The sequence below is a fragment of the Bacillus sp. Marseille-P3661 genome, from assembly GCF_900240995.1.
Classification (GTDB): Bacteria; Bacillota; Bacilli; order Bacillales; family Bacillaceae_J; genus OESV01.
On record NZ_LT965955.1, the window covers coordinates 469,114 to 493,428 of the forward strand.

Genomic DNA, 24,315 nt, shown 5'->3' on the forward strand with positions numbered 1-24,315 from the left:
TATTGAAGAAATATTTGAGTTTTGATGATCCGATTTATATACATAATTAAAAAAGGGGGGGTTGTATGTCTTACAAAACTAGATTGCTAGCATTAGTGACTGTAGATTCGTTCATTGTCGCATTCTCGATTTTCCTTTCTTTTTATTTTCTAAATCCGAATGCAGGACGAAACTTTGAAACGGTTATGATTAGTTCACTTTTGTTACTTCTTTCACATCATTTGTTTTCTTATATACTAGGGTTGTATCGACGTGCATGGCGTTATGCTAGTTTAGAAGAATTACTTGGGATAATTTTCGTTGTGACCGCATCTATTGTTTCGGTGGCCACAATCCAAGAAATGATGTATAGAGATGTATATGAGCGCGGCTTAACCGTTACATGGATGATGCATGTTATATTGATCGGTGGTGTCCGGTTCACATGGCGTTATTATAACTTATATCAAATTTCGCTTAAGCCTTTATATGCAAAAGAGGTTGCAACAAATCGGAAACGAACACTAATTATTGGCGCGGGTTCAGCAGGACGAATGTTGGCGCGACAATTAAAAGAAAGCTCACAATCAGGTTTATTGCCTGTTGCTTATCTTGATGATTCACCCCAGCTTCAAAACCTGAAAGTTGCAGGTATACCGGTTGCAGGTAAGGTTGATGCGTTGCCACAAGTTGTTAAGGATAATAAGATTCAGCATATTGTTATTGCGATGCCATCTGTCAAACATAGTCGTGTAGCTGAAATTGTGACGGATGCTAAACGTGTTTGTCAAAACGTTCAAATTCTTCCTCTAATAGAGGATTTAATCCTTGGTAATGTTTCAGTTAACCATATTCGTGATGTATCGATTGAAGATTTATTGGGTCGCGAGCCTGTAAAATTAGATTCTCCAGGAATTGAAGCGAAAATTCAAAACCAAGTGATTGTTGTGACAGGAGCCGGTGGTTCGATTGGCTCAGAGCTATGTCGTCAGCTTTGTCAATTTAATCCAGCGCAAATTGTTTTACTTGGTCATGGAGAAAATAGTATTTACAGTATTGAACTTGAATTAAAAAATGACTTTCCATTTATAGATTTCCCGACAGAAATTGCAGATGTTCAAGATCGAAAGCGAATTTTTGCTGTCATGGATAAGTACAAGCCAACGTTTGTTTTTCATGCAGCAGCACATAAGCATGTGCCGTTAATGGAGCGCAATCCAAAAGAAGCGGTTAAAAATAATATTTTCGGAACAAAAAATGTGGCGGAAGCTGCGGACGCTGCAGGTGTTCATACATTTGTACTTGTATCGACAGATAAAGCTGTGAATCCTACGAATGTGATGGGTTCAACAAAGCGTTTTGCAGAAATGGTGATCCAAGATCTTGATCGTAAAAGTAACACGACGTTTGTGGCGGTTCGATTCGGGAATGTACTTGGCAGCCGCGGCAGTGTAATACCGATTTTTCAACAGCAAATTAAAAAAGGTGGACCAGTTACAGTTACACATCCGGAGATGACACGGTATTTTATGACAATACCGGAAGCATCAAGATTGGTAATCCAAGCAGGCGCTTTGGCTCGTGGCGGCGAAATTTTCGTGCTTGATATGGGTGAGCCTGTTAAGATTGTGGATTTAGCTAGAAACTTGATTCGATTATCTGGATTCACAGAGGATGAAATTAAAATTAAGTTTAGTGGAATCCGTCCTGGTGAGAAGATGTATGAAGAACTATTAAATGAAAATGAAGTCCATCCTGAGCAGGTGTTCCCAAAGATTCATATTGGGAAAGCGACGAGTGGACAAGAGCATATAATGATGGATTTTATTGAGCGGTTTGAAAATATGAGCGATGAAGAGGTTAGTGTAAGGATTAAGGATATTGCGAATAACCGAGTTAAGGATGAAGATGTGGTAAGAGAGAAGAAATTGGCTGTGGTTGTGAATAGCTAACGCCAATTTGTGAACACAGCATCGTTTTAAAGATGTATTTTAGATGATTGGAAAAATGGTGGGAGATGAGTTCCTTCGGAGTTTATGGGGTTTGCGATTTTATTGGGGACTCCTTTCGGAGTCCATGAGAATTACAGATTTAAGGAGAGACTCCTTTTGGTTAGTGATTATTGAAGTTTGTAAAAAATAGATTCAATTGTATAGATATTTGAGGAGTATTGACGACTCCTTCGGAGTCTATGGAAATTGAAATTTATGTAGAGACTCCTTTTGGAGTCTTGTCTGTTTAGTAAGTATTAATTTATAAGGTGGGAATATAATGAAGAAAGTAAGGAAAGCGATTATTCCAGCTGCTGGTATGGGGACGCGTTTTTTACCTGCAACAAAGGCGCAGCCAAAAGAGATGTTACCGATCGTTGATAAGCCAACGATTCAATATATTATTGAAGAAGCAGTTGCATCGGGGATTGAAGATATTATTATTGTTACTGGTCGTGGCAAGCGTGCGATCGAAGACCATTTTGATAAGTCATATGAGTTGGAAGAGACTTTATCTAAAAAAGGTAAGACAAGTATTTTGGAGGAAGTGCAAAGTATTAGTAATCTAGCAAATATTCATTATATCAGGCAAAAGGAACCTAAAGGATTAGGTCATGCGATTGCTTGTGCTAGTCGATTTATTGGAGATGAACCTTTTGCGGTGTTGTTAGGTGATGATATTGTTCATTCTCCTGGGAATCCGTGTCTTAAGCAGTTGATTGATGTATTTGAAAGGTATAATTCGTCTGTTATTGGTGTTCAACAAGTACCAGACGAGGATGTTTCGAAGTATGGTATTATCTCTATGAGTAGCGGCGAAATTGATAAGGGTGTTTTTCATATAAATGATTTAGTTGAGAAACCAGCTTTATCTGCAGCGCCATCTAATTATGCAATTATGGGTCGTTATATATTAAGACCGGAGATTTTTAATGTGTTGGAAAAAGTGGAGCCGGGGGCTGGTGGTGAGATTCAGTTAACGGATGCGATTAAGCTGTTAAATGAAATGCAAATGGTTGTGGCGTATAATTTTGATGGTCAACGTCATGATGTTGGTGATAAGTTTGGGTTTATTAAGGCGACGATTGAGTTTGCGTTGGAGAGAGAAGATTTGAGGGGAAGTATTTTAGAGTATTTGGAGACGGTGGTTGAGAAGGGGAAGGTAACGCAGTAGGCGGTTATTATTTTGTTGAGGTGCTGATACTTTTTAACGTTAATATTTGTATTGGTATAAATAAGCTTTGAAATAATAGGTGTTATTTTGATGCTAGGCCTTCGGCCTAGGGATCTTGATCTGGGAATACTATAGAATCTCTAACTGTAATAATTCTCGATATAGACCTTCGGTCTATTGTTTTAATAATGACAATTTTATTCCTTTTATAAGTGAGTGAGAGCTTGTAAGGGGATTTTTTTTGAGAGAAAATAAGATTGATGGGTATTCCGAGGGATAAATGGGTTTTGAAGTATCAAAGGAAGAAGTGGTCGTTATGTTAATATACTCTTTCGATAATGAACTTCAAGATTCGACACAATTAAATTTCAAATTAGTTAACTCAAAGGGCTTTACTTTACTAGAAGTCCTAGCGGTGTTTGTTATATTTGGAATTTTCACAGCAATAGCCGTTCCGGTTGTTAGTGATCTAATTGAAAAATCAAAAGTAAGAGTATGTAATACGAATACTTTGCAGGTAAAGCAAATGTATGAAATGGATCTGCATTTGAAAGGGATGGAACACTCTGAAACGGTGTTTAGGCAATTTTTGCTTAGTTATGGCACTCAGGTTTGTCCAGACGATGGTATGTTTAGTTATGTGGATGGTGAGGTTATGTGTAGTATACATCCTATTGTCATTGATGTCGAGGATGTTGATGACACTGAAGATGAGGGAAGTGTTCCGTTTCTTTAGAGTTATCGGAGTTTTACTACGAGTTATTTAAGGTTTCTACTCCAAGGTGGGACTTTAAATAAACCTTCGGTTTATTCATCGCCTTATGGAATTTAAGTTGGAATTATTAAGGATTAAGGTGATGTCTCCTTACCTTTATCAACGGAGGCACTCGGCTTTGCTGTGGGTTGAATAGACCTTAGACACGAATTGTTGTCGAAAGCATAGTGTGAGGTGGGGTTAGATGCCCTGTTTTATATTATAGAGATTATTTAAATTGAATGGTAATGGGGAAGTCAGAATGGTGAATAGATGACCACTATATGTTGTTTGATTTTTAGTTAAAAGTCAATAAATGATACAATATATGGATTTTATCTATTGTTCATACTGGTATTGGGATCACTATGGAGTAGATAAAAAGGCTGTTTGTAAAAATATGGGCGCTGAAAACGTTGATTTGACGGGGTTTTTAGTAACCTAAAATATGGAAAGATATTGAATGGAGTTAAGGAACAACTATCGTAATCAGATAAGATGCTGGAAACCTTGCGGGATAAGGGTTTGAGGCATTTTTAGTGAGATTTATAGATTGATTGAATGGTTTATATAATAGGAAGAAACTCGGTTCAGGGTGATAATAATAAGAATATCTATTTCGTATTTGATTGGTAGATTGAATAGATATTACGAGGTGAGTATTGGAATTTGATAAGAATACACAATATGTAGTATTAAAAATCGATTTAAAACAACAAAATATACTATATGTTGATTTTTTTATCTATTTCTTATATTGAATATTATTTACGAGGTGACTATCAGAAGTGGATAACATATTTAGTGGTTTAGTAGTTGGTTAGAAGGTAGATTTTCTAATTGAGTCCTAATCTACTAAAATATTAACTTAACTAGGGAAGGAAGTCTAGAAAATGGAATCGACAAAAGTGAAAGAAAGAATATTCCTCTCTTCACCACATATGAGTGATGAAGGTTATGAAATGCAATATGTTAAGGAAGCTTTTGATACAAACTGGATTGCTCCCCTTGGTGAAAACGTAAATGGATTTGAAAGAGAGCTTGCTGAGAAGGTTGGTTCTAAAGCTGCTGCAGCACTGTCTTCAGGAACAGCTGCTATTCATCTAGCGCTTAAAGCAGCAGGAGTCGGAGAAGGGGATATTGTATTTTGTCCAACACTAACTTTCTCTGCTACTGCAAATCCAATCATCTATCAAAATGCTATTCCTGTATTTATCGACAGTGATTATGAAACTTGGAATATGAGCCCAAAAGCATTAGAAGAAGCCTTTGAAAAGTATCCAGAAGTAAAGGCAGTACTGGTCGTTCATCTATATGGTTTGTCAGCAGATATGGACAAAATTATGGAGATTTGTAAGAAACATAACGTAGCGGTTATTGAAGATGCTGCTGAGTCTCTAGGTACTTACTATAAAGGTAAGCATACTGGAACTTTCGGTGACTATGGCATCTTCTCTTTTAATGGAAACAAGATTATCACAACTTCCGGGGGTGGAATGCTTGTTTCTAATAATGAAGAGAGAATTGCTAAGGCGAGATTTTGGGCCACTCAATCCCGGGATCAGGCAAGACATTATCAACATAGTGAATTAGGATTTAATTATAGAATGAGTAATGTTGTTGCTGGGATTGGTAGAGGGCAGCTTAAGGTGTTGGATCAGAGAGTTGAGAAGAAGAGATATATTTTTGAGTTTTATGAAAAAGAACTTGGTGGATTTGAAGGGGTTAAGTTTATGCCTAGTAATGAATGGGATGAACCAAATTACTGGTTAAGCTCGATGACTTTGACTGGCAAGGTAAGACCAAACGATATTATGGAGGCTCTTGAAAAAGAAAATATTGAATCAAGACCAATTTGGAAGCCGATGCATATGCAGCCATACTTTGAGAAGTATGATTTTGTTGGCACGGATGTTTCAGAAAAGCTATTTGAAAATGGTGTTTGTTTGCCTTCTGATACGAAGATGACTGATGAAGATTTAGCCAGAGTAGTGGGAATAATATTGAAACTTTGGGCAAGGTGATTTGAAAAATCTAGGTTGATTCATAGCCCTTATCTATAAATTTATTAGGAGGTTATTTTTTTGCGTAAAGCTATAATTATTTTTATTTATAATAAACCTGAACAAGCTAATTTATTAATTGAACAACTATTATCTGATAAGGATGCGGATGTTTTTATCCATGTAGATAAAAAATATGAATACCTTAAATCTCAGCTATTAAAAGATGAAAGAGTAATTATTGTAAATAATAATATTAGCGTAGATTGGGGATCAGATAACCTTTTAAATGCTCATTTACTAGTTTGTAAAGAGATCATTAAAAGAGACATATATGAGTACGTTTTAACTGTTTCTGGTTCAGATATGATGATACGTGAGGGTTTAAACGAATTTTTAGAGAAGCATAAAGGTGAAGTGTTTATTGACAGTTTTGAACAAGATTTTATAAGACGTATTTATCTTTTGCGTAAATGGCCGAAGGCAATGAGAACACTAAGAAATAATCTGTTCGATCCTATAAGGATATTAAGAAGATTTCGAATTGAGTTGTTTAAGAGGAACTATCCATTCAGTAAAAAGAAAGTTGAATATGACACATCTAATATTACTTTTTACAAATGTTATTTTTGGTTTGCAATGCCTATAGAAGTAGTTAATTATGTTATTAAATTCGTGGAAGACAATCCTAAGTTTTTAGAAATTTATAAGGGTGGATTTGTCGCAGATGAAGGTTTTTGGGCTACGGTTATTATGAACTCGCCTTACAAAGATCGAATTACTTATAGTGATGGAGTCGCAAAAAGCTTAACCTATTATGGGAAGTTCACTCGAAATCATCATCCACCTACTCTCGCTATGAAAGATATTGAAGAGTTAGAAGCTTCAGGTAAATTTTTCGCTAGGAAATTTGACCTTAATGAAGATAAGGAAGTAATAGATTATTTCTATAAAAAAATATTGGGTGTATAAATAGTAAGGTTACCGTAACAACACCGTTCCTATATAACTAGAGATCTAAGTATTTAAATTACTAGTAACAATTCTTCATGAGAAGAGATCACATGTAATATGATCATTTATAATGAATCAATTAACTAAATAAGACTTTTTGGAGTATGATAAGCAATGAAGATGAAGAAGGTTTTTAAAATAGATAAGCATCAACATATTAAAAGTGGAATCTATAAAACATATTTTAAAAGACCCCTTGATGTAATATTAGCATTAATGGCCATTATTCTACTCTCTCCTGCACTGCTAGTTATAGCTATACTAATTAGGGTTAAGTTAGGTAGTCCTGTGATATTTAAACAGACAAGACCAGGTTTGAACGAAAGAATATTTACATTATATAAATTTAGAACAATGACCGATGAAAAAGATGAATATGGAAAGTTACTTTCAGATGAAATACGCTTAACAAAGTTCGGTAAATTCATAAGAAGTACTTCACTGGATGAACTCCCGGAATTATTTAATATCTTAAAAGGTGATATGTCGTTTGTCGGACCTAGACCACAACTTGTAAGAGATATGGTTTTTATGACACCTAATCAAAGAATGAGGCATGTTATATTACCAGGATTAACAGGTTGGGCACAAGTTAATGGAAGAAACAGTGTAACATGGGAGAGAAAACTATCTCTGGATATAGAGTATCTTGAGAATATTACATTTATTGGAGATATAAAGATTATATTGATGACTGTTACTAAAGTATTTAAAAGAGATGGTATAAGTGCAGATGGTATGAATACAGCAGAAGACTTTGGTGATTATTTATTAAGGGAAAATAAGGTCACTTACAATGAATATTTAAAGGCAATGGAAGAGAGTAGTGAAATTTCGGGTAAAAAATCTTATGAATTATAAGAGGAAGGGGGGAATAGATGAAACCTATAGATTATAAAGGGGAGGCCATTAGGTTTTCAGTATCTATGTGTGTATATCATAATGATAATCCATACCATTTCAGAGAGGCTCTAGAAAGTGTGTTTAAACAAACTCTGAGACCAGACGAGGTAGTACTGGTTGTAGATGGACCAATTCCAAATTCAATTAACAAGGTAATAAAGAAATATGAAAGTGAACCATCTTTTAAAGTAATTCGCCTCCCGGAAAATGTAGGGCATGGGAATGCTCGTAGGATTGGTTTGGAGAATTGTTCACATGCAATTATTGCTTTAATGGATGCTGATGATATTTGTGTTTATAACAGATTTGAGAAGCAAATCAGATGTTTCCAAGAAAATAAAGATATAAGTGTTGTAGGGGGAAATATAAAGGAGTTTATTGATTCGGTTGATAATATTGTAGGTATAAGAGAAGTTCCTCAGACTGATGCATCAATTAAAGAGTATATGAAAAAGAGATGCCCTTTTAATCAAATGACAGTTATGTTTAAATTGTCAGATGTTTTAAATGCTGGTGGTTACAAGGACTGGTTTCATAATGAAGACTATTATCTTTGGATTCGTATGTTTGAGAAAGGGGCAGTATTTAAAAACATAACAGATTGTTTAGTTTATGTAAGAGTTGGTACGGAGATGTATCAGAGACGTGGTGGGATAAAGTACTTTAAAAGCGAGGCAAAGCTTCAAAGATATATGTATAATCAAGGAATTACCGATATCATCACATTATTAAATAATATTATGATTAGATTTGTTCTCCAAGTATTAATGCCAAATAAATTAAGAGGTTTCATTTTTAAAAAATTTGCAAGAAAGCAAGTAGTTAGTAGTAAATAAAGAAGGATTAATTAACTTGTCATGAGGGATATATCCCCTGTCAAAAAACAAAATAATTATGAGGGAAATAAATTATGTTTATATATAAGCAATGGGATGAATTTTGTAAAAAGTTATATAATGAGGGGTTTATTAGCCAAACAGCTTCTGATTTAAAAAAAAATAATTCTGACAAACCATTTTTGGTTTTAAAACATGATGTGGAGACTAATCCATCAAAGGCATTAAAGTTAGCGCAAATTGAAAACAAATACTCCCATAAAGGATCTTATTATGTACAGGCCTATCTTTTAAAAAGAAAAAAACATATTAAGACTTTAAAGAAGATACAAGAGCTTGGGCATGAGGTTTCGTATCATCATGATGTTATGGATGGTAACAAAGGTGATATAGTTAAAGCTAAAGCTGAATTTCAAAGAAATGTAGATATATTTCAAGGTAATGGTTTTGCGATAGAAACTGTTTGTCAACATGGAAATCCCGTTATTGAAAGAAATGGATATTATTCAAACCGCGACTTTTTTAGAGATAATGAAGTTGCAGAATTATATCACAATATTGATGAGATTATGGTGAATTTTAGAAGTAGAATTAACCATAACTATAAATATATCTCTGATGCGGGTTATGGTTGGAAAATAATATTTGATCCAGAAAATAACGATAGGATTAAAAGTTCTGAAAAAGATGTGCCTCTTGATAATCTGGATAAGGTTATGAAAATTATTAGAACTCAGAACTCTGTAATAATTAGCACACATCCACATAGGTGGAACTCTAGTAAACTAAATGCGAAATTTAAAAATATAATTTTTAAAAATATAAAATTTACGGCTAAGATTATGTTAAAAATGCCATTAATGAAAAAGATAATGGGACGGTTTTATTACTTAGCAAAGAAAATATAAAACGCTCTAGAAATTTTAATGTTTGAATTAAAGGATTGAGAAAATGGGACAGCAAACAATAAAAGATGTACAAAATAAAATATTAGATATAATGATCTTTATTGATAAAGTTTGTCGGGATAATGATATTATCTATTATATTATGGGAGGTACAGCGTTAGGTGCTGTAAGGCATGGAGGTTTCATTCCATGGGACGATGACCTTGATATTTTCATGACACCTAAGAATTATTCGAAGTTTAAGAAAGCATTAAATAAAATAAACAGTGATAACTTTGTGTTACAAGAATGGCATGTGGTTGATGGTTATTTAGAATATGCAAAAGTTAGAATGAATGGTACAACCTTTATCGAGCAGGTATATAAAGATCGAAAGGAGATGCATCATGGGATTTATGTTGATATTATGATTCTTCATAAGTGTCCCAATAACCACTTAATTCAGAAGTCGGTGTATTATGCATCAAAGTATGTAACACTTTTGGCGCTCTCTCGAAGAAATTGGAAGCCTAAAACATATATACAAAAGTTAACACTTGGTCTGCTTAAAGCTCTGCCTAATAATTTCATTTCAAAGTGTTGTTATAAGTTTATTTACAAGTTTGATAGTTTAGAAAAAGACTTTTCTTATTGTTATTTCATAACAAAAGCTAATTTTAATCAAGGGATATTCAATAAAAATTTATTTGAAGATCCAGTTGATATTTCTTTTGAAAATACAATATTAATGGGTCCTACAAACATAAAAAAATACTTGGAATTAAGGTATGGCGATTATATGAAGTTACCACCAGAAAAGGAACAGAAGGCTGCTATACATGCTGAAACTTTTGATACTGAAAACAGTTTTGAAAATTACTTATAGTAGAAAATTACTAGTTGATAATTGGGAACTTAATATAAAGGGGATTAATTAGGCTTATCAAAAATGTAACTAATGGAGGTGTTTTAGTGAATATTGTATATATCTCATGTTTATCGGGTAATAAATCGGCAGGTTTAACTTATAGCGTACCTTCACAAATTGAAAGTCAAAGTAAAGTTGATAATGTATTCTGGTATAATTTAGACCCAGGATACAGACAAGATAATGTTGGTAGTGTAAAGTGCTACAGTATTATAGAATTTCCAGAAATAAAGGTTAGCAAGCTTCCACCACCTTTCAATTGTCCGGATATCGTTATTTTTGAAGGGGTTTACTTTATTAATTACTATAAAATTGGTAAGGAGCTAAAACATTTAAATATACCATATGTGATAATTCCTAGAAGTTCGTTAACTAAAGATGCGCAACAGACAAAAAACTTGAAGAAGAGAATTGCTAACCACCTATTTTTTAATAAATTTGTTAATAATGCTGTATCAGTACAATATCTAACTGAAGAAGAATATAAAGAGTCTGGGGAAAAGTGGAATAATAATCCTCTAATTATACCTAATGGTACTCATAAAAAGGTGAAAAGGAAGCTCTTTAAAAAAAGTGATAATTTAAAAGGTGTTTTTATTGGTAGATTAGATATATATCAGAAAGGATTAGATTTGTTGTTAGAGGCTTGTGCAGTTTTAAAAGATGAAATGAAAGCAACGAATTGTACCATAGATATTTACGGCCCTGATCAACAAGGTTCAAAAAATAGTATAAATCAGCTAATAAAAAAGTATGAATTAGAAGAATGCATACATGTATATGATGCAATTTTTGGTGAGCACAAAGAGAAAATCATTTTAGAAAGTGACTTTTTCATATTAACATCTCGCTTCGAAGGTCATCCTATGGGACTTATAGAAGCATTATCTTATGGTTTGCCATGCTTAGTAACACAAGGTGCAAATATGCTAGATGAGATTTCACTATATGAAGCTGGTTGGACAGCTAAAACAGATACAACTAGCATTATAAAAGCTTTTAAACAATTATTAAATGAAAAAGCTAATTTAAGTATGAAGGGTAAAAGTGCTTTAGAACTTTCACAAAAATATGATTGGGATGAAATAGCTAAAGTTTCTAGTGATAAGTACAAAAAAATGGTTGGTTTTGCAATTCAATAAGTTTGAGGGGTAATTATGAGAGTATCTGTGAGGTCAATAGACAAGTTCATAAGTCATTTGCTGGTGTTATTGGTAATTTGCTCATTTTATGTAATTAATGACCAAAAGATCATTTTGTATTCCATAAGGATATCTTTTATTTTTTATATGTCATTTCGCTTTTTATTATTTAACAGGAAATTGACGAAGTATAGTCTATGGGCTATTACATTTCTTACAATCTCACTCGCATCTGTACTGTGGGCAACAAACCAAGGACAAGCAATTTATTATTTTATATGGACTTTACAGGTATTAATTGTTGCGATTTTACTTGAGTCTTTTATAGATCATAAAAGTAGATTGATTTTCGTAATGAAGTGCTTTATCTTTGGAGGAATCTTATTAGTTATTAGGCTTTTAATTGAGACACCAATTGAAACATGGGGAACGACAAGAATAGGTACAGCTATAGGATATAATGCAAATGATGTAGGGTTGAAATTATCGTTTGCTGCACTTTGTTCAATTTATTTTATAAACAAAAGCAATAAAAAATACTTATCAATAGCATTATTTTCATTTTCAATCCTCTCAACTGTTGCGATGTTCTCTGGCTCTCGTAAAGTATTTTTAATTCTCATATGTGGTATATTGATTTATTCTTTCTTTAGACTTAAGAAGAATATCTACACGTTATTTAAATATTTACCAATTGCAATTATATTTCTTATTATATTTTATAATGTAATTATGAATGTAGAACCGATATATAATGTGTTTGGAAACCGTATCGAGGCAACAATTGTTACCTTACTGGGTGATAATTCTGCAGTATCTGAATCAGAAACTCAAGTTAGGGAAGCGATGGTTTTAAGAGGAATTGAGTTATTTGCAAACCAACCTCTATTAGGGTACGGGCTTGGGAATTACGCAATCGTAAGTGGATATGGTATATACTCCCATAACAACTATATTGAGCTTCTTACCAGTCTTGGGATTATTGGTTTTCTTTTATATTACAGTATTTTTATTTATTTATTCTTAAAGCTTTTTAAAAGATTAATATATAAAAATAAATCGTTCGCATTTCCTTTTGCAACTATTTTTATATTGCTTTTAATTGATATGGCTTTGGTTAGTTTTCAAACAGGATACATTCAAATATTAATTATGCTTAGTTATTCCTTTTTGCGCTTCACTGAAGAGGAGAATAATGTCCATGATAGAATATTAAGGATCGATAACGTATTAAAAAGGGGTTAGAAGAAATGTACACAAATATTGTAAAGGATGTACTTAATAACAGCAGTAAATTGTTACCTGATAAGACTTTTCTAAGATTAAAATACAGGTACAGTACTGGTAAAAAGCTTAACCTATCTAGCCCAATAGCATTTAATGAAAAATTACAGTGGCTGAAACTATATGATCGAAGACCCGAGTATACGAATTATGTTGATAAATTTAATGTACGATCATATATAAAGGGTACTATAGGTGAGGAATACCTTATTCCAATCCACGATGTGTATGAGAGTGTCGACGAAATAGATTGGGATAAATTACCGAGTAGTTTTGTTTTAAAGTGTACGCATGGGTCAGGTAGTAATATTATTTGTAAGGATAAAAAGAAGCTTAATATAGAAGAAGCAAAATATAAACTTGAAAAATGGATGAAAAGGAATTGGTTTTGGTATGGGAGAGAGTGGCCCTACAAAAACGTTAAGCCTAAAATAGTTTGTGAAAAATTTATGGTCGATGAATCAGGTAAAGAATTAAAAGATTATAAATTCTTTTGTTTTAATGGAGAGCCTAAAATAATTCAAGTTGATTACAATCGTTTTAATGGCCATAAAAGAAATCTGTATGATACTGAGTGGAACTATATCCCAGCCTCGATTAAATATCCTACGGATGAAAATACAATTATTAAGAAACCAGAAAGTTTAGAAAAAATGATAAGCTTGGCAAGAGTGTTGTCAAAGGGATACCCGCATGTAAGAATCGACTTTTATTTAATAAATGAAAAAATTTATTTTGGTGAAATGACATTTCATCATGGATCAGGTTTTGAGAAATTTGAACCTGAGTCACTTGGTGAAAAAATGGGCAATTGGATAAACATACCAAAAGGGTAAAAGGGGATATAATTTATGAAAATGATAATTGGTGGAGATTTAGTACCAACAAAATCAAATATCGACCTTTTTAATAGTGGTAACATATCAGAGTTAATTGGAGAAAGTTTACTTTCAATTTGGGATGATGTTGATTTCAAAATATTTAACTTAGAAGTTCCATTAGCAGATAGAGTAACACCGATAGATAAATGTGGCCCAAATCTTATATCTCCAACAAGTGCGATAAAAGGTATTAAAGCCCTTAATCCTTCATTAATAACATTGGCTAATAATCACATACTCGATCATGGCATTGAAGGGTTAAACTCAACAGTAAAGGTTTTGACAAAAAATAATATACCTTATGTTGGTGTTGGGGAGAATTTAAACACAGCAAGTAAGCCTTATATATTAGAGCACAAAGGTATTAAAGTTGGTGTATATGCGTGCAGCGAACATGAATTTTCGATAGCGACTAAAGATACTCCTGGTGCTAATCCTTTTGATCTACTAGAAAGCTTTGATCATATTCGTCAGTTAAAGGAGGAATGTGATCGAGTTATCGTTCTATATCATGGTGGTAAAGAACATTATCAGTATCCATCCCCTATTCTTCAAAAAGTTTGTAGAAAAATTGTCGAAAATGGAGCAGATTTAGTTATATGTCAACATAGCCATTGTATAGGGTGTGAAGAAGTATATAAAGGATCTACTATAGTATATGGACAGGGGAACTTTATATTCGACGGATTAAATAATGAATTTTGGAATACGGGTTTGTTATTAAAAGTTAATATTAATGAAGCCCTACAAGTAGACTATATACCAATCATAAAAAAAGGAAATACTATTAGGTTAGCTACTGACAGGTTTGAACAGGATATTCTTGAATCTTTTTATAACAGATCAAGAGAAATATTGAAGGATAATTTCATAGAGCAACAGTATCAGATATTTGCTGATAAAGCTTTAGAAGCATATTTCAGGAAACTTTTAGGATTTGGTAAATGGTTAGGACGGATTGACAGGTTTGTATTTAAAGGGAGACTTTCCAAACATAGATATAGTAAAAGTAATATCCTTGCTATACAAAACGCAATTGAATGTGAATCTCATAGGGAGTTAATGTTGACAGGGCTAAAGAATTCTAATAAATGAGACGAGACCTATCTGACAATATAATATTCTATGTTGATGGGATACTTGGTAACAAGTTTTTAATTATTAAAGTTGCTTAGGTAAGGAGAAAAAAAATGGGAAAGAGTTATGAAGGTATAAGTATTGTTATACCATATTATAAAGGAGAAAAATATATTGATTGTACACTAGATAAATTACTTATATCACTAGAGAATTGTCATATTAATTATGAAATAATAATAGTTAATGATAGCCCAGATGAAAATATAGATAAGTATTTAGATTTTAGTCCTTACTTAAAAGTAATAACTAATGACTCTAATAAAGGGATATCTTATAGTAGAAATGTAGGTAAAAAAATATCGAAATTTAGTTATATATACTTTATAGATCAAGATGACTGGGTAGAAAAAGATTTTTTTAAAGAAGCCTATAAATTTATAGAGAAAGACTACGATATTATATTATTCAATTATAACATTACAAAAGATGAATATAAAAAGGTGTACTACAATTCACTGTTTAATACTTATGTTAATTTTATATCATCTAAAAATTTAATAAAATATGGTAATGTTTTCAGAACCCCTGGACAAGTAATAATTAAAAAAGACAATTTAAAGGATTTTATTGAGACAAACACAATGGGGGCCGATGATTATTACTTGTTTATTGATTTGTTTCATAATAGAAAACAAAAAAAGATTAAATATATTGATAAACCATTATTAAACTATCGATTACATGACAATAATTATACTAACAAGACAAACTTTTATAATTCTTCGTTAGAATGTTTCAATAAATATAAATATATTAACAACGAAATAAAAAAAATGGAAAAATATTTAATCAAAAGGTACTCTGGAGATATATATCTAACTTTAGTGAGTAGGATGATACGGAAATTAATAACTATTTAGATGATTACCCAGTCATGAACACTGAATATCAACAGGTTAGATAGCGAATGGTTTGTGTAATCACATTTTATGGTGTTCACTACTTTGCTGCGAAATTTCGGAATATTTATCAACTTTATAAGGGGAGTTTATTAAAGAAATATATGAATATACATTACAAAGTTATTAATCTCTTTATAACGAGGTATATAACTTCACTTTTCATATAGAACCTAATTAGAATGGTGAGGCAAATTAGTTTGAATAATAAAGCAATTAATTTTATGAAGAATTTTTCATATACATTGATGTCTAATTTAGTATCATTATTAGTATCGGTGTTAATGGTATTAGTTGTACCAAAGTTACTTGGAACAGAAGATTTTGGATATTGGCAATTATATTTATTCTATTCCTCGTATGTAGGTTTTTTACATTTGGGTTGGAATGATGGGATTTACTTAAGATATGGTGGGAATGAATACAAAGATTTAAATAAGCGGTTATTCTTTTCACAATTCTATATGCTTGTTATTTTTCAATTTATAGTGGCTGCAATAATCTTTAGCACTTCCATTATTTTTTTAGCTGATGAAAATAAGGCATTTATTTTTCAAATGACTTCATTATGTCTGATAATTACTAACTTGCGATTTATGTTACTTTTTATTTTACAAGGCACAAACAGGATAAAAGAATATGCGATGGTTACAATAAGTGGTAGAATTTTATTCTGTTCTTTGCTTATTGTTTTTTTAGTATTAGGCGTTAGAGAGTTTAAGTTGTTAATAGTTATTGAGTTAATTGGCAGGTTATTAACCTTTGCCTTTGCAATATATTATTGTAAAGATATAGTCTTTAGAAAAATTTCAACTTTTTATTTTAGTTTTAGAGAAGTAACAGAGAATATTAGTGTTGGAATAAAATTAATGTTTGCAAACATAGCAAGCATGCTGATAATAGGAGTAGTTAGGTTTGGAATAGAGCGTTCCTGGGATGTATCTACATTTGGAAAGGTATCCCTTACACTGAGTATATCTAACCTGATGATGTTATTTATAAATGCTGTAGGTATAATTTTGTTCCCTATTTTACGAAGAACAGAAAAAGATAAATTACCTAGCATTTATATAACTATGAGAGATTTCTTGATGATATTCTTGTTAGGTATTCTCATTTTTTATTATCCACTTAAGGTAGTGTTATCTAATTGGTTGCCTTTATATAGAGAAAGTTTGATGTATTTGGCTTTAATCTTCCCTATTAGTGTGTACGAAGGAAAAATGGCTCTACTCATAAATACGTATTTAAGAACTTTGAGAAAAGAAAAACAAATATTAAAAATTAACTTACTATCTTTGGCTATAAGTATTGTAGTTACTTTTGTAACTACAGTCACGTTTAAAAATTTAGATTTGGCAATCTTCTCGATAATTCTTATTTTAGCAATTCGTAGTGTTTTAGCGGAAATATTTTTATCTAAAGTCTTAGAAATTTCGTTGAAAAGGGATTTGGTATTAGAGTCAGTGATAATATTTGTTTTTATACTATCTGGATGGTTTATAAATTCTTGGCTAACTCTTATTATCTATTTAATTACTTATATTATTTATATATATATAAAACGAGGAGATATTTCAAAAACAATTTTAAACTTAAAGTTACTGCTTTCTCGTTAAATTATATATCAAAATCCTGTTGTAAAAGTAGTTATCATAAACTTTGGTTCTAATTCTATTCGATAAATAATTTCTTAGCAAAATTGTTAAAATATAATTTTTAAATATTATAAAGGGGGATTGTATTTCTATGAGTACTTTATTAGAATTTGAAAATAAATTTAAGACTAAAGAACTAAAGCTTTTCCAAACAGATTATTGGGTTTGGTCATTACGACCACATCAAGCTACACTTGGAGCTGGAGTTCTATCTTTAAAAAGGGAATGTGCCACATTGGGTGAATTAACCCCAGAAGAATATTGCGACTTAAATAATATAATTAGAGTAATGGAACACTCTCTTAAATTTTCATTTAACTATGATATTTTAAATTATTTGATGCTTATGATGATTGATCGGCAAGTACATTATCATGTAATACCACGATATGAAAATGAATTAGAGAAATTCGGAAGAGTTTGGGTGGATGAAAAATGGCCTGGTGTACCGAATTTAGCTGGAGAGAATTTAAATATGGATAAGCTAATTGAGATCTCTAACTATATAAAAAGTAATTTAAAAGTTTAAAATCTTAGGGGGAATAAAATTGAAAAAATACAAAATTGGCTATACAACAGGCGTTTTTGATATGTTTCATATCGGTCACCTTAATATATTGAGAAATGCAAAAGAACAATGTGATTATTTAATAGTAGGTGTGACGACCGACGAATTAGTGTCGTACAAGAAAAAGATGGCTATTATACCTCATAAAGAGAGAATGGCTATAGTTGAAAGTGTTAAATATGTAGATAAAGTAGTTTCTCAGGAAAATATGAACAAAATGGAGGCGTGGAACAAGTATAAATTTGATGTTATGTTTGTAGGAAGTGACTGGAAAGGTACGGAAAAATGGAATAAGTTTGAAAGACAATTTAGTGCATTAGGTGTTGCTATTGAGTATTTTCCTTACACAAAGGGTACTTCATCAACACAGTTAAGAGAGGTATTAAGCAAAATACTAAATAATGAAGTTGCGGTAACCCAAGAATAGGGCGTATTTTTGACCATTTAAAAATGTTTTTCTTTATATAAAATACAAGTTTTAATTATGAAAGGAGTAATTATATGAAAGGTATTATTCTAGCAGGAGGTAGTGGGACACGACTCTATCCATTGACTATGGTTACTAGTAAACAATTATTACCCATTTATGATAAGCCTATGATTTATTATCCGTTATCAACACTAATGCTAGCAGGAATTAGAGAAATATTAATAATATCAACACCAGAAGATACACCTCGATTTAAATCGCTATTGGGAAATGGTTCTCAATTTGGATTAAAACTAGAGTATAAAGTACAGGAAAGCCCTGATGGATTAGCACAGGCTTTTTTAATTGGTGAGGATTTCATCGGAGACGACAGTGTTGCCTTAATATTAGGAGATAATATTTTTTATGGTCATGGTTTTACAAAATTATTAGAGAATGCCGCATCTAGAGAAAATGGTGCGACTGTATTTGGTTATAATGTAAAAGATCCAGAACGTTTTGGAGTGGTAGAGTTTAACGAATATGGTAAAGCAATTTCAATAGAAGAAAAACCCGAGAAACCCAAATCAACTTACGCTGTAACTGGACTATACTTCTACGATAACAGAGTTGTAAATATTGCAAAACAGATTAAGCCATCAGACCGAGGAGAATTAGAAATTACAGATGTAAATAAGGCGTATTTAGATTTGAACGATCTTAATGTTGAATTATTAGGGCGTGGTTTTGCATGGCTGGATACTGGAACTCACGAATCTTTGCTTGAAGCATCCACTTATATAGAAACAGTTGAAAAACGTCAAAGTTTAAAAGTAGCATGTTTAGAAGAAATAGCTTACAGAAAAGGTTATATAGACAAAAGTCAATTATTAAAGCTAGCTGAGCCTTTAAAGAAAAATGAGTATGGACAATATTTAATAACATTAGCAAATCAACAGCAAGAAACGGTTAAGCGTGAGGAGGTGCTAGTTTGAAATTCTTTGAAACAAATTTAAATGGTGTAATTATTGTCGAACCAACTGTCTTTGGAGATAACCGAGGATGGTTCATGGAATCCTATAGTGAGGCAAAGTTCTCAGAAACAGGAATGAACCTGAGGTTTGTACAAGATAATCAGTCATTTTCGGCAACAAAAGGTACTCTTAGAGGATTACATTATCAATTAAACCCAAGAGCACAGACAAAGTTGGTTAGATGTACTAAAGGAGCAATATATGATGTTGCAGTTGATATACGAAAAGGTAGTTCAACCTTTGGAGATTGGTTTGGAATAGAATTGACTGCGGATAATAAAAAGCAATTATTAATTCCAAAAGGATTTGCTCATGGTTTTATGACTTTAACTGAAGATGTTGAAGTTCAATATAAAGTGGACGAACTTTATGCCCCAGAGTGTGATAGAGGTATCATATGGAATGATCCTTCAATTAGAATTGAATGGCCAATGGATGTTAAGCCTATATTATCTGCAAAAGATGAAAAGGCACCACTACTTAAAGATGCAGAAAACAATTTCATATATGGAGAGTAGCGTTATGAAGATTTTAGTAACTGGATATACAGGTCAACTTGGCTATGATATTGTTCACCAAGGATTGCAATTAGGTTTAAACATGGTCGGAATAGGATCTAAGGATATAGATATAACGAATAAAGAGGCTGTTTTTCAGTATGTTAACAAAGTGAAACCAGAAGCAATTATTCATTGCGCAGCATATACAGCTGTTGATAAGGCTGAAGATGATAAAGATACATGTCAGCATGTTAATGTTAATGGTACAAATAATTTAGCTGAAGCAGCAAAAGAAATTAATGCGAAATTTATGTATATTAGCACAGATTATGTGTTTAGTGGAGAAGGACAAACGCCATTCAAGGAATCAGATGAAACTAGTCCGATTGGGCACTATGGGAGAACGAAATTAGAAGGTGAAGAAGTAGTAAAAAAACTATTGAATAAATGGTTTATTATACGTATTTCATGGGTTTTTGGTATCAATGGTAACAACTTTGTTAAGACAATGCTACGTTTAGGGGAAACGCGTGATGAATTAAATGTTGTCGGTGATCAGGTTGGTTCACCAACTTATACATCCGATTTGGCCAAATTGTTAATTGAAATGATTAAAACTGATAAATATGGAATTTATCATGCATCCAATGAAGGCTTTTGCAGTTGGGCCGACTTTGCTCAAGAAATATTTAGACAAGCTAATATTAAAGTGAAAGTTAATTCTATCTCAACAGAGGAATACCCTACACGAGCTGTACGTCCAAAGAATTCACGAATGTCAAAACAAAAACTAATCGATAATGGCTTTAAACCATTACCTAAATGGCAGGATTCAGTTGAGAGATATTTAAAGCAATTAACACAAGAGGTGAAATAGATGACAAAGAAGAAAGTACTTATAACTGGTGGCGCAGGTTTCATTGGTGGAAACTTTGTCCAATTCATGGTTAATAAATATCCTGATTATGATATATATAATTTGGATTTATTAACATATGCCGGAGATTTAACAAAACATCGCGATATTGAAACAAAGGAAAACTATCATTTTGTAAAAGCAGATATTGCAGAGCGAGACATAATAATAACTCTTTTTGAAAAAGAGAAATTTGATTATGTAGTTCATTTCGCAGCAGAAAGCCACGTCGACCGTTCAATTATAGATCCAGGAGTATTCGTTCAGACTAATGTACTTGGAACTCAAGTATTATTAGATGCTTCAAAGCAAGTTGGAGTAACAAAATTTATTCATGTATCAACTGATGAAGTTTATGGAGAACTAGATTTCGACCCGACAACATTTTTCACTGAAGAAACCCCGTTACAACCGAACAGTCCATATAGTGCAAGTAAAGCATCTTCTGATTTATTAGTCCGTGCTTATCATGAAACGTATGACTTGCCAATTAATATAACTCGATGCTCAAATAACTATGGTCCTTATCACTTTCCTGAAAAGTTAATTCCATTAACAATATCCCGTGTATTAAATGATCAAAAGGTTCCTGTATATGGTGATGGAAAGAACATTCGTGATTGGTTACATGTTATTGATCATTGTGCTGCGATTGATCTTGTGATGCATGAGGGGTTAAACGGTGAAGTATACAATGTTGGTGGACATAACGAGCGTACAAATCTAGAAGTGGTAAAGGCGATAATTAGTACATTAGGTAAATCAGAGGATTTAATAGAGTTCGTAAAGGATCGTCTTGGCCATGATAAACGATATGCTATTGATCCAACTAAACTAGAAGAATTAGGCTGGAAACCAACATATACATTTGAAACGGGTATTGCTCAAACAATTCAATGGTATCTTGATAACAAAAAATGGTGGGAGCAAATTATTAGTGGGGAATATCAAAATTACTTCGAAAAACAGTACAGTATGTAAAGCCCTACTGTTAAGAAAGGAAGGCTGTCTATGTACAAAATAGCAGTAGCTGGAACAGGTTATGTTGGTTTAGTAGCTGGTGTTTGTTTTGCTGAAGTGGGCCATCAAGTAACCTGTGTTGATATAGATGAAAAAAAAGTAGAATTAATGAAATCAGGGGTATCTCCAATTTATGAAACAGGTTTAGAAGAGTTAATGAAAAAAAATTATTCTGCTGGAAGAATTGAGTATACAACTGACTTTAATTCAGCCTATAAAGATGCTGATGCAATCTTTATTGGTGTTGGGACACCTGAGCAATCTGATGGTTCTGCAAATTTATCATTCATTGCTACAGTTGCTAGACAAATTGCTGAATCGGTAGAAAAAGATTGTCTAGTAGTAGTTAAATCAACAGTTCCAGTTGGAACGAATGATAAAGTAGAACAGTTTATTCAGGACTTTTTAGTTAAAGATGTCAGAGTAGAAGTGGCATCAAATCCTGAATTCTTAGCACAAGGATCTGCCGTTCACGATACTCTTCATGCTGAGAGAATCATTATTGGAACAGAAAGTAAATGGGCTGAGGAATTATTAACGAAAATATATGAACCATTTCATTTACCCATTGTTTCAGTAAATAGAAGATCGGCAGAAATGATAAAATATGCGTCCAATGACTTCCTTGCATTAAAAATCTCTTATATGAACGATATAGCTAATCTTTGTGAATTGGTTGGGGCGGATATACAGGATGTAGCTAAGGGAATGAGTTTTGATGAGCGTATTGGAAGTAAGTTTTTAAATGCAGGGATTGGCTTTGGTGGATCATGCTTCCCTAAGGATACAAAAGCGCTTGAGTATATTGCTAAACAGAACGGTTATGAACTAAAAACGGTTAAAGCGGCTATTGAGGTAAACAAAGAACAAAAAACAATGCTTTATAAGAAAGCTAGTAAAAGACTTATTACATTTAATGGTCTTAAAGTTGCGGTGTTAGGATTAACTTTTAAGCCTGGAACGGATGATTTAAGAGAGGCAGCTTCTCTTGAGAATGTGCCTTTATTATTAGAACAAGGTGCAGATATTTATGCATATGATCCTGTTGGTGCAGAAAACTTTGCCAAAATTCATCCAGAGGGTAAGAATGGCAAAGGTAACATTACTTATGTTTCCAACATCGAGCATGCTTTAGAAGGTGCGAATGTCTGCTTTGTCTTTACCGAATGGGGAGAAATAAAAGCCGTAACGCCTGAGAGTTATAAAAAGCTAATGAGAACACCATTAGTATATGATGGTAGAAACATTTATGGTGTTGAGGAAATGCAAAAAGCAGGAGTAGAGTATCACTCAATTGGAAGAACACCTGCAATTAGAGCAGCTGTTAAGGAGTCGAAGAATCTTGAATTACAAAACTCTTGATCTTAGTAAAATATATTTGATTACCGGAGCAGCTGGTTTTATTGGATACTATTTGTCTAGAAAATTACTAGAACAGGGCTGCCAGGTGATTGGTATTGATAACGTCAATGATTACTATGATGTGAACCTTAAACATACTCGTTTAGGGAATTTGGAGCCTTATGGGAAGTTTACTTTTATTAAAGGTGACATATCAGACAAGGATTTGATAATAAAGACCTTTGAAGAGTACAAGCCTAACGTTGTAGTGAACCTAGCTGCTCAAGCAGGAGTAAGATATTCAATAGAGAACCCGGATGTCTATATTCAAAGTAATATCATTGGCTTTTATAATATCCTTGAGGCCTGCAGATATTATCCAGTGGATCATCTCGTATATGCATCATCTAGTTCTGTTTATGGAGCTAATAAAAAGGTTCCTTTTGAGGAAACAGATTTTGTTGACAATCCAGTTTCATTATATGCATCTACAAAAAAATCAAATGAATTAATGGCACATACGTATAGCCATCTTTATAAAATTCCAGCTACAGGGCTTCGATTCTTCACTGTTTACGGACCTATGGGTCGACCAGATATGGCTTACTTTGGGTTTACAGATAAGTATTTTAATGGCGAGCCAATTAAGATCTTTAATAATGGTGATTTTGAGAATGATCTTTACCGGGACTTTACTTATATTGATGACATCGTTGAAGGAATTGAACGATTATTAGGTAATCCTCCTGAAGGTGATGTTCAACATAAAGTCTTTAACATCGGAAACAATAGTCCGGAGAAGTTGATGGTGTTTATTGAAACGTTAGAAAAGGTCTTAAGTAAAGCTCTAGGAAAAGAAGTCCAATTTGAGAAGATTTTTGAACCTATTAAACCAGGTGATGTACCTGCAACTTATGCTTCGACAGATCAATTGCAGAAAGCTGTAGGCTTTAAACCTAAAACTTCAATAGAAGAAGGTCTGCAAAAGTTTGCAGACTGGTATGTAGATTATTATAAGCTGAAAGGCTAATTACAAAATTACCCGCTGAGCCCA

At 32.7% G+C, this 24,315-nt stretch carries 23 protein-coding genes; all 23 read left to right on the forward strand.

Annotated elements, in window-relative coordinates:
* Positions 1-65 precede the first annotated feature (65 nt).
* Positions 66-1,931, forward strand: coding sequence for a polysaccharide biosynthesis protein (locus tag C1724_RS18920; protein ID WP_102348311.1), 1,866 nt, complete (start codon positions 66-68; stop codon positions 1,929-1,931).
* Between the two features lie 319 nt (positions 1,932-2,250).
* Entirely contained in the window at positions 2,251-3,144 is an 894-nt protein-coding gene (galU, locus tag C1724_RS18925) for a UTP--glucose-1-phosphate uridylyltransferase GalU (RefSeq protein WP_102348312.1), read from the forward strand.
* Positions 3,145-3,424: 280 nt separating this feature from the next.
* Positions 3,425-3,880 carry a type II secretion system protein gene (locus tag C1724_RS18930; protein ID WP_258000459.1) on the forward strand — a complete coding sequence of 152 codons (456 nt, stop codon included), beginning with the start codon at positions 3,425-3,427 and terminating at the stop codon, positions 3,878-3,880.
* Positions 3,881-4,806: 926 nt separating this feature from the next.
* A complete protein-coding gene (locus C1724_RS18935; RefSeq protein WP_102348378.1) occupies positions 4,807-5,922 on the forward strand; it encodes a DegT/DnrJ/EryC1/StrS family aminotransferase in 1,116 nt (371 codons plus the stop codon).
* A 60-nt stretch (positions 5,923-5,982) separates the two neighbouring features.
* Positions 5,983-6,873: a beta-1,6-N-acetylglucosaminyltransferase gene (locus C1724_RS18940; RefSeq protein WP_180994334.1), complete on the forward strand. Its 891-nt coding sequence runs from the start codon at positions 5,983-5,985 to the stop codon at positions 6,871-6,873.
* A 156-nt stretch (positions 6,874-7,029) separates the two neighbouring features.
* Positions 7,030-7,776 carry a sugar transferase gene (locus tag C1724_RS18945; protein ID WP_308410514.1) on the forward strand — a complete coding sequence of 249 codons (747 nt, stop codon included), beginning with the start codon at positions 7,030-7,032 and terminating at the stop codon, positions 7,774-7,776.
* Positions 7,777-7,793: 17 nt separating this feature from the next.
* The gene (locus tag C1724_RS18950; protein ID WP_102348314.1) at positions 7,794-8,654 is read left to right on the forward strand and encodes a glycosyltransferase; all 861 of its coding nucleotides are present in this window, start codon (positions 7,794-7,796) and stop codon (positions 8,652-8,654) included.
* 74 nt (positions 8,655-8,728) lie between these two features.
* Positions 8,729-9,562 (forward strand): hypothetical protein, encoded by an 834-nt coding sequence (locus C1724_RS18955; RefSeq protein ID WP_102348315.1) that lies wholly within the window; start codon positions 8,729-8,731, stop codon positions 9,560-9,562.
* Positions 9,563-9,605: 43 nt separating this feature from the next.
* Complete coding sequence (locus tag C1724_RS18960; protein ID WP_102348316.1) at positions 9,606-10,427, forward strand: LicD family protein; 822 nt, start codon at positions 9,606-9,608, stop codon at positions 10,425-10,427.
* Positions 10,428-10,513: 86 nt separating this feature from the next.
* On the forward strand, positions 10,514-11,611 hold the full coding sequence (locus C1724_RS18965; protein WP_180994335.1) for a glycosyltransferase: 1,098 nt from the start codon (positions 10,514-10,516) through the stop codon (positions 11,609-11,611).
* Between the two features lie 15 nt (positions 11,612-11,626).
* Complete coding sequence (locus C1724_RS18970) at positions 11,627-12,856, forward strand: O-antigen ligase family protein (RefSeq protein ID WP_102348318.1); 1,230 nt, start codon at positions 11,627-11,629, stop codon at positions 12,854-12,856.
* A 5-nt stretch (positions 12,857-12,861) separates the two neighbouring features.
* Positions 12,862-13,731: an ATP-grasp fold amidoligase family protein gene (locus C1724_RS18975; RefSeq protein WP_102348319.1), complete on the forward strand. Its 870-nt coding sequence runs from the start codon at positions 12,862-12,864 to the stop codon at positions 13,729-13,731.
* Between the two features lie 15 nt (positions 13,732-13,746).
* Complete coding sequence (locus C1724_RS18980; protein ID WP_102348320.1) at positions 13,747-14,871, forward strand: CapA family protein; 1,125 nt, start codon at positions 13,747-13,749, stop codon at positions 14,869-14,871.
* 95 nt (positions 14,872-14,966) lie between these two features.
* Positions 14,967-15,776 (forward strand): glycosyltransferase family 2 protein, encoded by an 810-nt coding sequence (locus C1724_RS18985; protein ID WP_102348321.1) that lies wholly within the window; start codon positions 14,967-14,969, stop codon positions 15,774-15,776.
* Between the two features lie 239 nt (positions 15,777-16,015).
* Positions 16,016-17,434 (forward strand): hypothetical protein, encoded by a 1,419-nt coding sequence (locus C1724_RS18990; protein WP_102348322.1) that lies wholly within the window; start codon positions 16,016-16,018, stop codon positions 17,432-17,434.
* 130 nt (positions 17,435-17,564) lie between these two features.
* Complete coding sequence (locus tag C1724_RS18995; protein WP_102348323.1) at positions 17,565-18,002, forward strand: HIT family protein; 438 nt, start codon at positions 17,565-17,567, stop codon at positions 18,000-18,002.
* A 19-nt stretch (positions 18,003-18,021) separates the two neighbouring features.
* The gene (locus C1724_RS19000; protein WP_102348324.1) at positions 18,022-18,468 is read left to right on the forward strand and encodes an adenylyltransferase/cytidyltransferase family protein; all 447 of its coding nucleotides are present in this window, start codon (positions 18,022-18,024) and stop codon (positions 18,466-18,468) included.
* 74 nt (positions 18,469-18,542) lie between these two features.
* A complete protein-coding gene (gene rfbA / locus C1724_RS19005; protein WP_102348325.1) occupies positions 18,543-19,445 on the forward strand; it encodes a glucose-1-phosphate thymidylyltransferase RfbA in 903 nt (300 codons plus the stop codon).
* On the forward strand, positions 19,442-20,002 hold the full coding sequence (rfbC, locus tag C1724_RS19010) for a dTDP-4-dehydrorhamnose 3,5-epimerase (RefSeq protein ID WP_102348326.1): 561 nt from the start codon (positions 19,442-19,444) through the stop codon (positions 20,000-20,002). Before rfbA ends, rfbC begins: the two co-directional genes overlap by 4 nt.
* A 4-nt stretch (positions 20,003-20,006) precedes the next feature.
* Positions 20,007-20,861 carry a dTDP-4-dehydrorhamnose reductase gene (rfbD, locus tag C1724_RS19015; protein ID WP_102348327.1) on the forward strand — a complete coding sequence of 285 codons (855 nt, stop codon included), beginning with the start codon at positions 20,007-20,009 and terminating at the stop codon, positions 20,859-20,861.
* The gene (rfbB, locus tag C1724_RS19020; protein ID WP_102348328.1) at positions 20,862-21,881 is read left to right on the forward strand and encodes a dTDP-glucose 4,6-dehydratase; all 1,020 of its coding nucleotides are present in this window, start codon (positions 20,862-20,864) and stop codon (positions 21,879-21,881) included.
* 30 nt (positions 21,882-21,911) lie between these two features.
* Positions 21,912-23,282: a UDP-glucose dehydrogenase family protein gene (locus tag C1724_RS19025; RefSeq protein ID WP_102348329.1), complete on the forward strand. Its 1,371-nt coding sequence runs from the start codon at positions 21,912-21,914 to the stop codon at positions 23,280-23,282.
* Complete coding sequence (locus C1724_RS19030; RefSeq protein ID WP_102348330.1) at positions 23,263-24,291, forward strand: GDP-mannose 4,6-dehydratase; 1,029 nt, start codon at positions 23,263-23,265, stop codon at positions 24,289-24,291. The genes C1724_RS19025 and C1724_RS19030 overlap by 20 nt, the downstream gene beginning before the upstream one ends.
* The last annotated feature ends 24 nt before the right edge of the window (positions 24,292-24,315 follow it).

Excerpts from the sequence above, each read along its gene's own strand:
- C1724_RS18920 (WP_102348311.1), top strand. The coding sequence starts at position 66 with ATGTCTTACAAAACTAGATTGCTAGCATTAGTGACTGTAGATTCGTTC.
- galU (WP_102348312.1), top strand. The coding sequence starts at position 2,251 with ATGAAGAAAGTAAGGAAAGCGATTATTCCAGCTGCTGGTATGGGGACG.
- C1724_RS18930 (WP_258000459.1), top strand. The coding sequence starts at position 3,425 with ATGGGTTTTGAAGTATCAAAGGAAGAAGTGGTCGTTATGTTAATATAC.
- C1724_RS18945 (WP_308410514.1), top strand. The coding sequence starts at position 7,030 with ATGAAGATGAAGAAGGTTTTTAAAATAGATAAGCATCAACATATTAAA.
- C1724_RS18950 (WP_102348314.1), top strand. The coding sequence starts at position 7,794 with ATGAAACCTATAGATTATAAAGGGGAGGCCATTAGGTTTTCAGTATCT.
- C1724_RS18955 (WP_102348315.1), top strand. The coding sequence starts at position 8,729 with ATGTTTATATATAAGCAATGGGATGAATTTTGTAAAAAGTTATATAAT.
- C1724_RS18960 (WP_102348316.1), top strand. The coding sequence starts at position 9,606 with ATGGGACAGCAAACAATAAAAGATGTACAAAATAAAATATTAGATATA.
- C1724_RS18970 (WP_102348318.1), top strand. The coding sequence starts at position 11,627 with ATGAGAGTATCTGTGAGGTCAATAGACAAGTTCATAAGTCATTTGCTG.
- C1724_RS18975 (WP_102348319.1), top strand. The coding sequence starts at position 12,862 with ATGTACACAAATATTGTAAAGGATGTACTTAATAACAGCAGTAAATTG.
- C1724_RS18980 (WP_102348320.1), top strand. The coding sequence starts at position 13,747 with ATGAAAATGATAATTGGTGGAGATTTAGTACCAACAAAATCAAATATC.
- C1724_RS18985 (WP_102348321.1), top strand. The coding sequence starts at position 14,967 with ATGGGAAAGAGTTATGAAGGTATAAGTATTGTTATACCATATTATAAA.
- C1724_RS18995 (WP_102348323.1), top strand. The coding sequence starts at position 17,565 with ATGAGTACTTTATTAGAATTTGAAAATAAATTTAAGACTAAAGAACTA.
- rfbA (WP_102348325.1), top strand. The coding sequence starts at position 18,543 with ATGAAAGGTATTATTCTAGCAGGAGGTAGTGGGACACGACTCTATCCA.
- rfbD (WP_102348327.1), top strand. The coding sequence starts at position 20,007 with ATGAAGATTTTAGTAACTGGATATACAGGTCAACTTGGCTATGATATT.
- rfbB (WP_102348328.1), top strand. The coding sequence starts at position 20,862 with ATGACAAAGAAGAAAGTACTTATAACTGGTGGCGCAGGTTTCATTGGT.
- C1724_RS19025 (WP_102348329.1), top strand. The coding sequence starts at position 21,912 with ATGTACAAAATAGCAGTAGCTGGAACAGGTTATGTTGGTTTAGTAGCT.